This is a genomic window from Candidatus Nomurabacteria bacterium, assembly GCA_016699085.1.
Classification (GTDB): domain Bacteria; phylum Patescibacteriota; class Minisyncoccia; order Phycocordibacterales; family UBA9973; genus CAZLWF01.
This window is the reverse complement of sequence record CP064958.1, coordinates 402,222-415,651: the sequence shown is the minus strand read 5'-3', so window position 1 is coordinate 415,651 and position 13,430 is coordinate 402,222. Positions and strand designations below refer to the sequence as shown.

Annotated in this window: 24 protein-coding genes; 1 reads left to right on the top strand and 23 read right to left on the bottom strand. The window is 41.3% G+C overall.

What is annotated here, in order from left to right; translation table 11 throughout:
* Positions 1-7 precede the first annotated feature (7 nt).
* From rplF to tuf, 22 genes are all read right to left on the bottom strand, one after another.
* Positions 8-541 carry a 50S ribosomal protein L6 gene (gene rplF, locus IPF86_02195; protein ID QQR49881.1) on the bottom strand — a complete coding sequence of 178 codons (534 nt, stop codon included), beginning with the start codon at positions 539-541 and terminating at the stop codon, positions 8-10.
* A gap of 16 nt (positions 542-557) precedes the next feature.
* Positions 558-944, bottom strand: a complete 387-nt coding sequence (rpsH, locus tag IPF86_02190; GenBank protein ID QQR49880.1) for a 30S ribosomal protein S8 — start codon at positions 942-944, stop codon at positions 558-560.
* A gap of 25 nt (positions 945-969) precedes the next feature.
* Complete coding sequence (locus tag IPF86_02185) at positions 970-1,155, bottom strand: type Z 30S ribosomal protein S14 (protein ID QQR49879.1); 186 nt, start codon at positions 1,153-1,155, stop codon at positions 970-972.
* 162 nt (positions 1,156-1,317) lie between these two features.
* Positions 1,318-1,548, bottom strand: a complete 231-nt coding sequence (locus tag IPF86_02180) for a hypothetical protein (GenBank protein QQR49878.1) — start codon at positions 1,546-1,548, stop codon at positions 1,318-1,320.
* Between the two features lie 4 nt (positions 1,549-1,552).
* Positions 1,553-1,717, bottom strand: coding sequence for a hypothetical protein (locus IPF86_02175; GenBank protein QQR49877.1), 165 nt, complete (start codon positions 1,715-1,717; stop codon positions 1,553-1,555).
* A 73-nt stretch (positions 1,718-1,790) separates the two neighbouring features.
* Positions 1,791-2,330 (bottom strand): 50S ribosomal protein L5, encoded by a 540-nt coding sequence (gene rplE / locus IPF86_02170; protein ID QQR49876.1) that lies wholly within the window; start codon positions 2,328-2,330, stop codon positions 1,791-1,793.
* Positions 2,331-2,335: 5 nt separating this feature from the next.
* A complete protein-coding gene (gene rplX, locus IPF86_02165) occupies positions 2,336-2,593 on the bottom strand; it encodes a 50S ribosomal protein L24 (protein ID QQR49875.1) in 258 nt (85 codons plus the stop codon).
* A 4-nt stretch (positions 2,594-2,597) separates the two neighbouring features.
* Positions 2,598-2,975: a 50S ribosomal protein L14 gene (gene rplN / locus IPF86_02160; protein ID QQR49874.1), complete on the bottom strand. Its 378-nt coding sequence runs from the start codon at positions 2,973-2,975 to the stop codon at positions 2,598-2,600.
* 5 nt (positions 2,976-2,980) lie between these two features.
* The gene (gene rpsQ, locus IPF86_02155; GenBank protein QQR49873.1) at positions 2,981-3,226 is read right to left on the bottom strand and encodes a 30S ribosomal protein S17; all 246 of its coding nucleotides are present in this window, start codon (positions 3,224-3,226) and stop codon (positions 2,981-2,983) included.
* Between the two features lie 4 nt (positions 3,227-3,230).
* Positions 3,231-3,413: a 50S ribosomal protein L29 gene (locus IPF86_02150; protein QQR49872.1), complete on the bottom strand. Its 183-nt coding sequence runs from the start codon at positions 3,411-3,413 to the stop codon at positions 3,231-3,233.
* A 44-nt stretch (positions 3,414-3,457) separates the two neighbouring features.
* Positions 3,458-3,874, bottom strand: coding sequence for a 50S ribosomal protein L16 (gene rplP / locus IPF86_02145; GenBank protein ID QQR49871.1), 417 nt, complete (start codon positions 3,872-3,874; stop codon positions 3,458-3,460).
* A gap of 13 nt (positions 3,875-3,887) precedes the next feature.
* Positions 3,888-4,583 (bottom strand): 30S ribosomal protein S3, encoded by a 696-nt coding sequence (gene rpsC, locus IPF86_02140; GenBank protein ID QQR49870.1) that lies wholly within the window; start codon positions 4,581-4,583, stop codon positions 3,888-3,890.
* Between the two features lie 5 nt (positions 4,584-4,588).
* The gene (rplV, locus tag IPF86_02135; GenBank protein QQR49869.1) at positions 4,589-4,963 is read right to left on the bottom strand and encodes a 50S ribosomal protein L22; all 375 of its coding nucleotides are present in this window, start codon (positions 4,961-4,963) and stop codon (positions 4,589-4,591) included.
* Between the two features lies 1 nt (position 4,964).
* Positions 4,965-5,315 (bottom strand): 30S ribosomal protein S19, encoded by a 351-nt coding sequence (rpsS, locus tag IPF86_02130; protein ID QQR50697.1) that lies wholly within the window; start codon positions 5,313-5,315, stop codon positions 4,965-4,967.
* Positions 5,316-5,457: 142 nt separating this feature from the next.
* Positions 5,458-6,627: a hypothetical protein gene (locus IPF86_02125; protein ID QQR49868.1), complete on the bottom strand. Its 1,170-nt coding sequence runs from the start codon at positions 6,625-6,627 to the stop codon at positions 5,458-5,460.
* Between the two features lie 279 nt (positions 6,628-6,906).
* Entirely contained in the window at positions 6,907-7,302 is a 396-nt protein-coding gene (locus IPF86_02120) for a diacylglycerol kinase family protein (GenBank protein ID QQR49867.1), read from the bottom strand.
* A gap of 50 nt (positions 7,303-7,352) precedes the next feature.
* Positions 7,353-8,201 (bottom strand): 50S ribosomal protein L2, encoded by an 849-nt coding sequence (gene rplB / locus IPF86_02115; protein ID QQR49866.1) that lies wholly within the window; start codon positions 8,199-8,201, stop codon positions 7,353-7,355.
* 10 nt (positions 8,202-8,211) lie between these two features.
* Positions 8,212-8,508 carry a 50S ribosomal protein L23 gene (locus IPF86_02110; GenBank protein QQR49865.1) on the bottom strand — a complete coding sequence of 99 codons (297 nt, stop codon included), beginning with the start codon at positions 8,506-8,508 and terminating at the stop codon, positions 8,212-8,214.
* A gap of 5 nt (positions 8,509-8,513) precedes the next feature.
* Positions 8,514-9,239 carry a 50S ribosomal protein L4 gene (gene rplD / locus IPF86_02105; protein QQR50696.1) on the bottom strand — a complete coding sequence of 242 codons (726 nt, stop codon included), beginning with the start codon at positions 9,237-9,239 and terminating at the stop codon, positions 8,514-8,516.
* A gap of 105 nt (positions 9,240-9,344) precedes the next feature.
* Positions 9,345-9,956: a 50S ribosomal protein L3 gene (gene rplC, locus IPF86_02100; GenBank protein QQR49864.1), complete on the bottom strand. Its 612-nt coding sequence runs from the start codon at positions 9,954-9,956 to the stop codon at positions 9,345-9,347.
* A 45-nt stretch (positions 9,957-10,001) separates the two neighbouring features.
* Positions 10,002-10,367 (bottom strand): 30S ribosomal protein S10, encoded by a 366-nt coding sequence (gene rpsJ, locus IPF86_02095; protein ID QQR49863.1) that lies wholly within the window; start codon positions 10,365-10,367, stop codon positions 10,002-10,004.
* A 28-nt stretch (positions 10,368-10,395) separates the two neighbouring features.
* A complete protein-coding gene (gene tuf / locus IPF86_02090; GenBank protein QQR50689.1) occupies positions 10,396-11,586 on the bottom strand; it encodes an elongation factor Tu in 1,191 nt (396 codons plus the stop codon).
* A gap of 216 nt (positions 11,587-11,802) precedes the next feature.
* Between tuf and IPF86_02085 the strand changes: the two genes are divergently transcribed.
* Positions 11,803-12,579, top strand: a complete 777-nt coding sequence (locus IPF86_02085; GenBank protein QQR50688.1) for a hypothetical protein — start codon at positions 11,803-11,805, stop codon at positions 12,577-12,579.
* A 56-nt stretch (positions 12,580-12,635) separates the two neighbouring features.
* On the opposite strand, the gene pyrF is transcribed toward IPF86_02085, so the two are convergent.
* Complete coding sequence (gene pyrF, locus IPF86_02080; GenBank protein ID QQR50687.1) at positions 12,636-13,409, bottom strand: orotidine-5'-phosphate decarboxylase; 774 nt, start codon at positions 13,407-13,409, stop codon at positions 12,636-12,638.
* Positions 13,410-13,430: the final 21 nt, after the last annotated feature.

Sequence of the window (13,430 nt, the reverse complement as noted above, 5' to 3'; positions counted from 1 at the left end):
AAATGTACTATGCTGCTTTCTTACCTTGCTTACGACGAATAACTTCTCCATCATATCGAAATCCTTTTCCTTTATATGGTTCTGGTTTCTTCAGTGAACGTATTGTGGCTGTAAACTGTCCAACGGATTCAGTATCAATGCCTGTAACAGTGATCTGGTTTTTCTCAGCAGTAACCGTAAGACCTTCTGGTATTGGCATTGAAACTGGATGTGAGAAGCCCAGCGCTAGGACAAGATTTTTACCAGAGACTTCTGATTTGTAGCCAACGCCTTCTAAAATAAGTTTCTTGGAAAATGGTGTCGTCACCCCTGTAATCATATTTTTCAAATGTGATGCATATGTCCCCCAAAGTGCACGTGTAGCTGGAGCATCATTTTGAGGCACTAAGATGAGCTCATTTGATTCTACTGTAATAGCAATAGTTGGTAAAAATGTTCTTGTTAGAGTGCCTTTCGGACCGGTTACAGTAATAACACTGCCATCAACTTTGATGGTGATGTCTGGAGGAATTGCTATTGGTTTTTTGGCTATTCGTGACATATAGGTTGTATAAGTATTACCAAATTTTACATATTGCTTCGCCGCCAACTAATTCTTTGCGCGCCTCACTGTTAGAAAGGATGCCTTTTGATGTTGAGACGATAAGAATACCGTGACCATTTTTGACAGGCTTCATTTCTTTGACTTGCATATACATTCGGCGTGATGGCTTGGACACGCGAACAACATCAGTGATGCGAGGCTTGCCATCTTTGTAGAGGAGTTCGATTTCAAATATTGGATGATTCTTAAGTGTTTTCTCTGTAAACCCTGCAACATAACCTGCACGCTTTAGACATTCCAAAAGCGAGCGCTTCATGTTTGATGCAGGCGTAAGTACCACTTCATGCGAAGCAATACTAGCGTTCTTGATTTTTATGAGCATGTCTGCAATAGGGTCCATAAAATAGTGTTAGTCGAAAATAATATTACCAAGATGATTTGCGGATACCAGGAATCTTGCCTTCATTGGCAAGCTCACGAAAGCAAATACGGCAAAGTCCGAAATCCCCCATAAAACCTCTCGTGCGACCACAGCGAAAACACCGATTAACTTTGCGGGTGCTAAATTTTGGTTTTCGTAATGACCGTGCAACGGTTGATTTTTTTGCCATAAATAAATTGCTTATTTCTCTCTGGCAATGTCACGTGTTATTTCTTGAATTGGCACGTATGTAGTGCTTGCTCAAGGAGTAAAACGGATTAACCAAATAAAAAAGGTCCGTATGAACCTAAGGACACAATAGCAAAATAAGGTTTCGTTGTCAATGTAGCATTTAAGCCGCAATAGGCTGATCTGATTCAGGAGGGTGGCGTAAGCTCGCATTTCTTTGGGCAGTAACTTTGGCATACTCCTTGTCGTATGCTGCATCGATAATAGCCTGCACTTCATCGAGCATCGAAGGCGTCACCGCACGCGACGTCAATAGTGCAATAGCCTTGGCTTTGTCACCTTCAGCCAAATCAGGACTCGCTTTTATCTCATTAATGTAATCATCGAATGTCATAATATTATTCTCGGGGCAACAATGAAACATCTTGACGGAGCTTATAGAGACGCGCAAGTGGAGCGTAAGATTCTGGGGAGATTTCACCGTTTGCAAGCCAAGATTCTACCTGGGTTTGCTCTGAATGTACGTCAATAGTATTTTTCTTTTCGAAACTAAATTTTTCCATAGGTACATTGTATAGAGGAATCCAACATTATGCAATAAAAAAATCTTCACTCGTGAAGATTTTTTTATTGCTTTTATTTTTTAAATGGTATGCCGATGTGTTTGAAAAATTCTAATGCCTCGTCGCGAGATTTAGCTGTCGTTACGATCGTAATCGCAAGACCGAAGACATCCTTGAGCTCTTCGTCTGCTGTCTCTGGGAAAATAGTATGTTCTTTGATAGGCATAGTGAGGTTACCGATTGAATCAACAATTTTCTGATCAATACCACGAAAGTCCTTGGTTCGAGGCAATGCAACATTGATAAGCTTATCGAGAAATGCCTGCATTCGAGTACCACGAAGTGTCACCATCACGCCAATAGGATCACCTTGGCGAACCTTGAAGCTTGCAACGGATTTCTTTGCCTGCTTTGTTGAAGGTTTTTGTCCTGAGATTTTGCCGATTCGCTCCATGATAAAGGTATTGCGATTCTTATCGCGCTTGATACCACTACCTGTACCTGAAGCAATGATAATCTTTGTAACCTTAGGAGATGACATGACATTAGTGTAGCCAAATTGCTTCTTCATGACATCGTATGCTTTTTCAGTTTTTTGTTTGACAGTTTCCATAGTATTTATGCTTTCTTTTTAGCTGCTTTTTGCTTCTTCGGGGCTTTCTCACTGGCAAGTTTCACATTCGAAATATGAAGTGGGAATGCGAGTTCAATAGTCTGCCCTTTTGTTGTTCGAGTTGGCTTCTTGTGCTTTTTCTTCATATTGATGCCTTCAATGATCACCATGTTCTTTTGGGGCATAGCTTTTACCACTTGGCCGCGCTTGCCTTTATCTTTGCCGGTTAACACTATGACATTGTCTCCTTTTTTGACGTGCATATAGTTATATAACTTCTGGTGCTAGTGAAATAATCTTTTGGTAACCTCGCTCACCAAGCTCTCGCGGAATCGGTCCGAAAACACGTCCTGCGATAGGTTCATAACGCTGCTTGTTTTTTCCGATAATCACAACTGCATTGTCATCAAATCGAATATACGAACCATCTTTTCGGCGAAACGCATTTGTTGTACGTACGACAACAGCGTGATGCACATCCTTTTTCTTGACACCTTTGCGAGGTTGGGCAATCTTGACTGAAATAACGACGACGTCGCCTATACCAGCATAACGGCGTTTAGAACTGCCAAGCACTTTGAAAACTTTGCCGAGTGTGCCTCCTGCATTGTCTGTGATTTTTACCATTGAGCCGTCTTGTACCATAAAATTTATTTAACAACGATAAAATGCTTATCTTTTGATAGTGGGCGACATTCTTCAATCATGACTTTCGTGCCAACTGGGATTTTTTCACCATCAACATGTGCCTTATATTTCTTAGACATCTTGACGTATTTCTGATACTTTGGGTGCTTCTCGAAACGGTTCACAAGTACAACAACAGTCTTATCCATGCTGTTTGAAGTTACAACCCCTTGCAATGTCTTTTTAATTTTTGGTGTTTTGGTTTCCATAGGATTATTTTGTACGCATTCGAAGTTCAGTTAATAGCTGAGCAACTGCCTTTTTGTGTGCTTTGCCTTCACGGATATTCTTTGTCTTAGCACCAGAAAGTGTAAATCGAAATGACCGCAAACTCTCTCGAGTAGCTTCTAGCTTGGTTGCCAATGCGTCAGTTGTCATTTGATGTATGTCTTTCATGTTCAATCACTATACTTATTTTTTGATGTTTGTCGAGCTTGAGACTAGCGAGCAATAACTTTTGTCTTTACTGGTAGCTTGGTCCCAGCCTTACGGAGGGCCTCTTTGGCAACAACTGCATCAACACCATCGATTTCGAAAATAATTCTTCCTGGGCGAACTTCGAAACAATATCCCTGTAAATCCCCTTTGCCTTTACCCATACCTACTTCAGCAGGCTTGGCTGTAATCGGTCGGTCCGGAAAGATTCGGATCCACACTCGTCCACCCTTACCAAGAGCCCTTGTCATAGCTTTTCTAGCAGATTCAAGCTGGTTTGATTTGATCTGAGCAGCAGCAAGCGCCTTGAGCCCAAACGAGCCGAACGAGAGCGTAATACCCCGGGTATCAGGCGTCAGAGAATCCATATCCTTTCTCGCGCGCTGCCACTTTCTATATTTAACTTTCTTTGGTAGTAACATAGGAGTTTAATTATTATGAAAAGTTTTTAGTTGTTCCACCTGGGGCAGCACGCTTATCAGCAAAGATTTCTCCACGGTAAATCCAAACTTTAATACCAACATCTCCGTATGGCAAATGCGCTTTCTCCCGAGCAAAATCGATATCAGCTCTAAATGTCTGTAGTGGAATCGAGCCACGTTTGATTTCTTCACTTCGAGCGATTTCAGCACCTCCGAGTCGTCCACCCAAAACGATACGTGCTCCGAGAACACCACGGACGGCCATGACTTTTTCAATCGTCTGCTTGAGCACTCGACGATACGTCAATCGTTTCTCAAGACCTTCTGCAATCATATATGCAACGATACCTGCATCTGCTTCTGGATTTTGGATTTCAACAATATCAAGACGAAGTTCAGATGGAACTGCAATCCCCTTTTTCTTGAGTTCTTTCAAAATATCAGCCTTAAGCTTGATTGAGCCTTCACCTGAGCGACCAATGATCATGCCTGGACGAGATGTTCGGATAATCATCCGGAACATTTTTTGATTGCGTTCTACTTCGATTGAAGAAACGTATGAACCACGAAGTCGCTTTTCAAGAAATTCTCTTATCAAAACATCAGCACGCAAAAAGTCTTTGTACTTTTGGTCGGTAGCAAACCAACGAGACTTCCAATCTCGGAGAATGACTAACCTATGGGCATATGGATGGACGATTTTTGACATACAAATTATTTAGAAACTTTTTTAGTAACAGCTTTCTTTGCTGGTTTTACCTTTTCGACTTTTTGAGCTAATGTCATCAAAATATGACTTGAGCGTTTGTTGATACGATACGCACTACCTCGAGCACGAGGCATCATACGTTTAAGTGTTACCCCCTTGTCAACACGCACTTCTTTGACCATAAGAGTTTCCTTCGGAACTCCAGCGGTTACTGCATTTGCTACTGCTGATTTTAGTAGTGTCATAAATGGCAATGCTGCACGCTTAGTGAGAAATGCAAGCTCAAGTTCAGCCGTAGCAACAGGCATGCCTTTGATAAGACTTGCGACAAGGCGGACCTTGCGTGGAGATTGGCGTAAGTTGGAAATAGAAGCTTTCATATTATTTCTTAGTTGCCTTAGTATCAGTTGCAGCTTTAGCAGCCTTTGCTTGTGCTATTTCAGATTCTTTTGCTTTAGCTTCAAGCTCTTTCTGCATCTTACCGCCGTGACGAGTAAATTTACGAGTAAGTGAAAATTCGCCCAATCGGTGTCCTACCATGTCTTCGGTCACCAAGACTTCAACGTGTGTCTTGCCATTGTGAACTCCGAACATGAATCCTACCATCTCAGGGGCGATTTGAGATGCTCGTGACCATGTACGAATAGCCCCAGTCTTTAGGGGGTCTTTACCTTCGATTTTCTTGAGCAATTTTGGGTCAACGTAAGGACCTTTTTTGATGGATCGTGTCATGTATGAAATAAAATAGCTCCTCTGAGCTAGTTCTCCCATACTAACAAATTGCTGTACAAAGTCAAATCCTACAGCAGTAAGCTCTATACAGGCAAAATAAAAAACCCAGGATAATTTCCTGGGTTTGCTGCAATTGCTTTTATTAAGCAGTTACTGCCTCTTCTTTTACTACCGGTTCCGTCAAATTATTTTCTGCTTCATTTATAATTTCACTACCATTAGTATTAGGGGATACTTCCTCCTGTAAAGCAGTAGGCAGAGTTATTTGTTCAGAAGCTGACTCTTCAATTCCATTACCGGCATTTTTTTTCACCACTTTCCTGCGTACTGATTTGTTTTCAGGTTTTACCTCATCTTTTAGTTTTTCCTTTGCTGTAAATTCTGCAAAAGCTTTTTTCTTCAAATCGGTAATATCTTTGGCTACATCAAAAGCACGTGCTTCCTCTCCGGCTTTCATAAGTGAAATCACCCTAATCAGGCAAGGGTAGAGCCTATCTTTGAGATCATTAACACTTTTTTCTGAAAGCAATGTACGCTTCAAGATATCAATTGCTGAGTTGACAAGATCGGCGATTTTTTCAATTAATTCCTCTGCAATCAAATCGTTCCCGGAATTTTCTTCACGGGCGTCATTGAGCTCATTACCAGCTATCTCAATTGTACCAATGATCTTTTTTATTTCTTCGCAGGAAATTACTTTCACGCGTTCCCCAAGGGTAGGAAGGACATTTTCCATGCGGTTGTATGGATAGGTATTCCTTAATTGCCGTTCCATTATTTCAATATCGGGATAGGCTTCAATTCCACCCAAAATATCTTTCAACAAGGCAAGGGCTGTTTTTTTAACCGCAAGTTCCTTTTCTGAATAACCGGCAAACATATGCGGCAAAGTAAAACCATCAAAAGTTTCCATAATTAATGCGAAACCATTTTGTGTTTCCAATTTAGAAAAGAAATCAGGAATCGTACTCTCATAGTCCTTTGCGAACATTCCAAGAATTTTCCTGGATTCCTCTGCATTAAGGGCAATTTTTGGAATGTTCTTATGCGCCGAGATGACAGAATTTAAGTCATTGGCATCTTCCGGCAGAAAAGCAGCAAATGGCAATGCCTCAGGCTCTGGTGCAACATAGTTCACTGCCAGAGTTTGTTCATCAGCTTTATTTTCATTTACATCCGACACTGGAATAGCTTGTTTTTCTTCTTCAGCTTTTTTAAGTGGACGAACATTCGGATCAGCAGTGGCCACAATAATTGCTTTCCCATTTTCAAATTTTGACCTGTTTGTTTCATCAACAATTGGATCATTCAATCCGATCGTCTTATCTGACTTATGAGTTTTAAATCGGGCAAAAATCCTTTTGCGGTATATTAAAAACACCACCAAAAGAATTATTAGTATCCCTAATACAATCGAATTACCATATGGGATTCCCCAGGTATCGGGCAAAATGTTTAAGTACAGCATGGCTTATTTGTTTTTTTGTTTGTTTAACAATGAATTTGTTGACACTATACCATAACTACAGAAAAATGCAAGGATTTCCCTTGCATTTGCGTACATCTAAAAAAGCCCAATTTATTAGTCTTTTTATTTAAAACACCAGAGTATTTTTGGTATAAATATGATGAGGCCGATGAGAAGTGCGGCAAGTGAGGTGATGAGCACAGCCCCTGCAGCTATATCTTTGGTGTCACGAGCTTTGGGGTTGAATTCAGGACTCGTCAGATTCATATCGATCTCTAGCGCAGTGTTAAAGGCTTCCGCGACAAAGACGATACCGACAGCTAGGATTATAAACAACCATTCGATAGACGAAATAGAAAAATACATGCCAAGCATCACCACAGCAATAAGCGCTACGATATGCAGCCAAGCATTGTGCTCATTTTTTATAAAGATGAGTAGTCCTCGACACGCGTGCCGCATACTTCGAATACGTCCAGAGATAGTAAAAGCTTGTTTATCTTTTTCATATGATTCCATATCGTAATCTTAACAAATGTAAAACAACTCCGCGAGGAGTTGTTTTTGATTTATTGGGACTTCCTTGATTTGCCAGTTTTGCGTCGTGAGACGATAAAGGTGTTTGAGTATTTCTTTGGTGTGCGAGTCTTGCGTCCACCAGTGACTTTACCCCACATAGTCTTAGGCCTTCGAGTGCCACGGCCTTGTCGTCCTTCACCTCCACCGTATGGGTGGTCAACTGGATTCATGACAGAACCTCGAACTGTTGGACGAATACCCTTCCATCGAGAACGGCCAGCTTTACCGAAATTCTGCAATTTATATTCTTCATTTGATACTTCACCGATTGTTGCCCAGCAATTCTCTGATACTGTGCGTACTTCAGTCGAAGGCATTTTGATATGAGTCTTACCATCAGTATTAGCGATGACTTGCGCAAAAATACCTGCAGAGCGAGCAATCTTAGCGCCGCCTTTTGGTTTGACTTCAATGTTATATACAAAAGTTCCAACTGGAATCAGTCGTAGTGGCAAACGATTACCAGGAGTTAGTGGTGCTTTTTCTGAAACGATGAAACTCGTTCCTGCTGTCATAGCTTTTGATGCCAAGACATATCGCTTTTCACCATCTCGATATACAGCAAGAGCGATAAAACCACTTCGGTTTGGATCATATTCAATACTCGTGATCTTGGCTGGAATATCAATTTTGTTATATAGAAAATCAACATCACGATAGAGTCGTTTGTGGCCACCACCTTTGTGTCTCGTGGTAATACGGCCTTGGTTGTTGTGACCAGAATGTCGCTTGAAGCCACTCGTCAGAGCCTTGTGGGGCTTAACGCCTGTCAAAACACCTCTGTAGGATACATTGGTCATGTGACGTCGTGATGGAGTTGTAGGTTTATAGTGCTTCATGTCAGTACGATTAAATTAATTCTATTTTGTCGCCCTTTTTAAGTGATACATAGGCTTTCTTACCACCGCTTTGTACACCAGCCTTGCCACGTCGTATAACATTTCTTCGTGGAATAGTCACTACACGGATAGCAACTGGAGTAACTTTATAGAGAGCCTTTATAGCTTTCATAATTTCGTTCTTCGTTGTCGTCTTTGCAATATCAAATGTGTACACATTCTTTGTGCTTACTTGTGCTGCCTTCTCAGTTATACGAGGACGTGTGAGGACATGTGCGTATAGATTTTTAGTCGTTGTAGTAGCCATAAAATTTATGCAAATTTCTTCGCGAATAATGCAAAGGTTGCTTTCGGATCAACAAAAATAATTGTTTTGTATTCGAGAATATTGACGACATTGAGCTCTTTGGTCGCAACAAGCTCAACAGAGGAAAGATTTCTAAATGAGCGATCCATTAGAGAAGTCAAATCAGGTAGGATAAGCGCAATTTGGCGTTTTGTATTTTTTGCTGCTCGCTCAAATCCTTTGATAGTACCTACTGCACCGATAATCTTCACTGCATCTTTAGTTTTCGTGTTGTCGAGTTTTAGTGCGTCAATGAAAAGAATATCTCCTGCTTTAGCCTTAGCTGACAGTGCAGTAAAGAGAGCTTTCACTTTCATTTTCTTATTTATTTTCTGTTTGTAGTTTTTCTCAGCGAGCGGTCCGTGGGTCACACCTCCACCTTTCCAGATTGGTGAACGACTTGATCCATGTCGAGCTCGTCCAGTACCTTTTTGACGCCAAGGCTTCTTGCCACCACCGCGAACTTCACCGCGACTTTTTGTATCGGCAGTACCTGCACGTTTATTGAGAAGCATTGCATTTGCTACATAGTGCACCAAATCAGCTTTCCAAGGCAAACCAAAGTATTCAGGTGGAAGTGGAAGCATGCTGTCAGATTTGCCAGCTTGCGTATACAAAGGCACTTCCAAAGACTTAAGTACTGGTTTGCCAGTCTTTGCTTTGGTATTCTTTTGTTTCTTTATTACTTCCATACCATCAGAAACAACCTGCGTTTCATTTCGCTTGGTTGTACTAGTATTTGGTTGTTTCAGATTTGTTGTCATATTGTTTTTGGTTTCTTTCTAACGGGACAAGTATTATTTTGCCTTGATTTCTAATAGCGTACCTCGTCTTCCAGGAAGCGCACCTTTGATAAGCATTGTGCCAGTTTCAGATTCAACAGCGATAATTTCGAGGTTAGTGACCGTAATCATATCAGTTCCCATACGGCCTGGCATTCGCATGCCTTTCGGTACGCGCGAGCGCAAACCTCCACCGATTGATCCACCTTCACGTTCAGAATGCTTTTGACCATGACTTCTACGTCCACCAGCAAAGTTATATCGCTTGACGACACCTTGAAATCCTTTACCTTTTGAAATACCTGAAACACTGACGACATCTCCTGGCGTAAACAATGAAACATCAGCAGTATCGCCACGTTTGACATCAGCTGGCATATCGAGCCGAACTTCACGGAGAATGTTGGTCTTCTGTAATTCTTTGAGGTGGCCAATTTCTGCTTTCGTCATGCGTGATTCTTTCTGAGTGCCTGAACCATACTGGATAGCGTCATAGCCATCGAGTTCTTGAGTTTTAACTTGGGTTACCGTAATAGGACCTGCGTGAACAACCGTAACCGGAATAGCTCTGCCATCCGGTGCAAAATAGGTTGTCATGTATTCCTTTGTAGCTAGAATAAATTTCATATAGTAGAGGTCGGGCGAACCGACATGCTCGGTTAGAGATATACCTTACATCATCTTGACATCAATATCAACCCCTGACGGCAAACTCAAGTTTGTCAGTGCTTCGATCGTTTTCTGATTAGGATTAAGTATGTCAATCACTCGCTTGTGAACTCGCATCTCAAATTGTTCTCGAGTATTCTTGTAGACAAACGATGCGCGGTTGACTGTGTACTTTTTGATCTCTGTCGGAAGTGGGATTGGACCTACAACAACTGCATCGTACCTTCGAGCTGTATCAATAATCTGCTTCACTGAAGCATCGAGAATTTTATTCTCATATGCCCTGACGCGAATGCGGAGTTTGACACTTGCCTCTTCTTTCGTGACTTTCTTGCGAGTCGTCTTTGGTTTTGTTGTTTGTGTTGTCATGAATGAACAATAGTCTCGGATAGTAAGCTTACTTGATGATCTTAGTTACAACTCCTGCACCAACTGTCTTGCCACCTTCACGGATTGCAAAGCGTGTCTGATCTTCGAGGGCAACTGGAGTAACCAATTTAACCACGAGCTTGATCGTATCACCTGGCATAACCATTTCAGTACCTTCTGGAAGCGTAACATCACCAGTCACGTCAGTTGTTCGGATGTAGAATTGTGGTTTGTAACCTGCGAAAAATGGTGTGTGACGGCCGCCTTCTTCTTTCTTCAAGATATAGACTTCACATTCGAAGTTATCATGAGGTGTTACTGAGCCTGGCTTTGCGAGAACTTGTCCGCGAGTAATTTCTTCTTTCTTTGTTCCACGGAGAAGTATACCTGCATTGTCTCCAGCCATACCTTCATTGAGTTGCTTGTTGAACATTTCGATACCAGTAACGGTCGTTTTAAGTGTTGGTTTGATACCGACGATTTCAACATCTTCACCAACCTTAACGATCCCACGTTCGATTTTACCAGTAACCACAGTACCTCGACCTTCGATAGAAAAGATATCTTCAATAGGCATAAGGAAAGGCTTGGTAACATCACGCTCTGGGACTGGAATATAGGTATCGAGAGCTGTAACGAGTTCCATAACTTTCTGTGCCCATGGATCATCCATAGATGTTGATTCAAGAGCCTTAAGGCCTGAACCTCGGATAATTGGACAATCTTTATCAAAGCCTTGTTTTGCAAGGATTTCTCGGATTTCCTCTTCAACGAGATCAACCAAGTCATTATCATCAACCATATCTACTTTGTTCAAGAAGACGATGATTTTTGGAACACCGACTTGCTTAGCAAGAAGCACGTGTTCACGAGTTTGTGGCATCGCGCCGTCAGTAGCAGCAACAACGAGGATAGCACCATCCATCTGAGCTGCACCGGTAATCATGTTTTTGATGTAGTCAGCGTGTCCAGGAGCGTCAATATGCGCATAGTGACGTGAGTCTGTTGCGTATTCGTTGTGAGAAATGTTAATCGTGATACCACGAGCCTTTTCTTCAGGAGCGTTGTCGATATCGCCAACTCCCTTCATTTTCACCTCTTTACCAGCCATCTGTAACACATGGAGGATAGCTGCTGTTAGAGTTGTTTTACCGTGGTCAACGTGACCAATAGTGCCCACATTGATGTGTGGCTTGTCTCGCTTAAATAGTTCTGCCATAGAAATAAAAAATTACTAGTAATAATAAAAAGACTAAATAAAAACGGCGCAAAATTGCGATTACATCTCATCCTAGCAAATAGAAAATATTTGTCAATAAGTCCTTTGACAGGAGGCTTCTTACTCCCCTGATTTTTATAAAGCAGATTAAATCTTGCTATAAAGCCATACTATGGTAAAGTTTAAAAAAATTTAAAAAACACAAATACACTCCCTATGGCACACGAAAAACCTATTATGCAGATCGTTAATGACCAGAAAAATGATCCTATCAGTATCATGCATGCGATCGATGGATTCTATGAATGTCCGAAAGATCAAGGTGGCAAACGATTAGGTCCATTAGTCACGTATGCGGGTAAATACCCCCTTCCTGACCAAACAGAAAAAGCATATGTTGGCGACATCTACATAAACTTCGCCAAAGCCGAAGAACATCCAACATTAGTACACTACTTCGCTACACAACTAAAACGCGAAATTAGCCCTGCTTTGCTCGAAAAGATAACAGTATTTATTGGTCCTCAAATGGGCGGTATCGCGCTGGCACTGATGCTTGCTCTTGTGTGTACAAAAAGGTATGCATGTGCTGAAAAAAAGGTGAAGAAGGCAAGGTCAGAAAAGGAACGTGAGGAAACAAATCTGGCTTTTGCGCGGCATTCAATACGGAAAGGCGATGTGACTGTTATAGTTGAAGATGTATTGAATAATTTCAGCACCACAGAAAAAACCATTACTGAGATTGAGAAAAATGGAGGTACAGTTGTCGCCATCGTTGGTGCATTTAATAGATCTCCATCAGTAAAGACAGAATTCAAGCATGGTGAACAAACTATCCCTGTATATTCTTTATGGCAAAAGCCATTTGTGGAATATGTACAAGAAGATCCTGCGGTTTATGCAGACATTAAGGATGGAAATATTGTGACTCAAACAAAAGACGAATGGCCTATACTAATGCAAGCAATGCGTGATGCTAAGGTGCTAGTATAAAATAATCCCCCAAAGTGATTCACTTTAGGGGATTTTAATTTTAGATATCTAATTATTTATTCTATGTTCATTTCACTCAATGCTTTGGCGATTTCTTCAGTGATGAGTTCAATCGCTTTGAGAGAATCACCTTGGATATACTCGTGATCTTTAGGTGGTTGACTGATTGCTCTTCCAATCACCAAATAGTCAGCACCAGCTTTGATCGCTTCGTAGGGTGTCATAACTCTCTGTTGATCATTCTTTTGCATCCATTCAGGCTGAATACCTGGAGTCACTTTTATAAGCGAATGAGTTTCTTCATCCGCCATAAGCACTGGAAGTTCTTTTGCTGAACACACGACACCATGAGCTCCATTTGCTTTTGCCTTACGAGCAAACTGTAACACCTTGTTTTCAGGAGTATCGCCAAATATTTCCATGCATTCTTCAGGACTAATGGAAGTAAGCACAGTTACAACAAGTACAATACAACCTGCACTTTCACATGCTTTTACTGCAGCTTTAATTGCCTCATTACCACTTGTAGCGTGGATATTAAACATTCCGACTCCACGTTTTGCGAGAGGTTTTGTTGCACCAATAATGGTAGCGGGGATGTCATTGAACTTGCCATCATAGAATGTATCAACGTCCTGCTTTTCTGTCAGATCAAGCATAATTGGACCACCAAAAACTGTTTGAGTCTCCAAACCAATCTTGATGCCTCCGACATGGGGACCTAAATCATTTATGATGTTTTTAGCTTTTTTAAGATCATCCACATCGAGCGCGAAAATGATTTTCTTTCTTGCAGCATCCAGCTGTTTCTGGCTAAATTTTGATTCCATTGTGACTGATTTTTACTATGA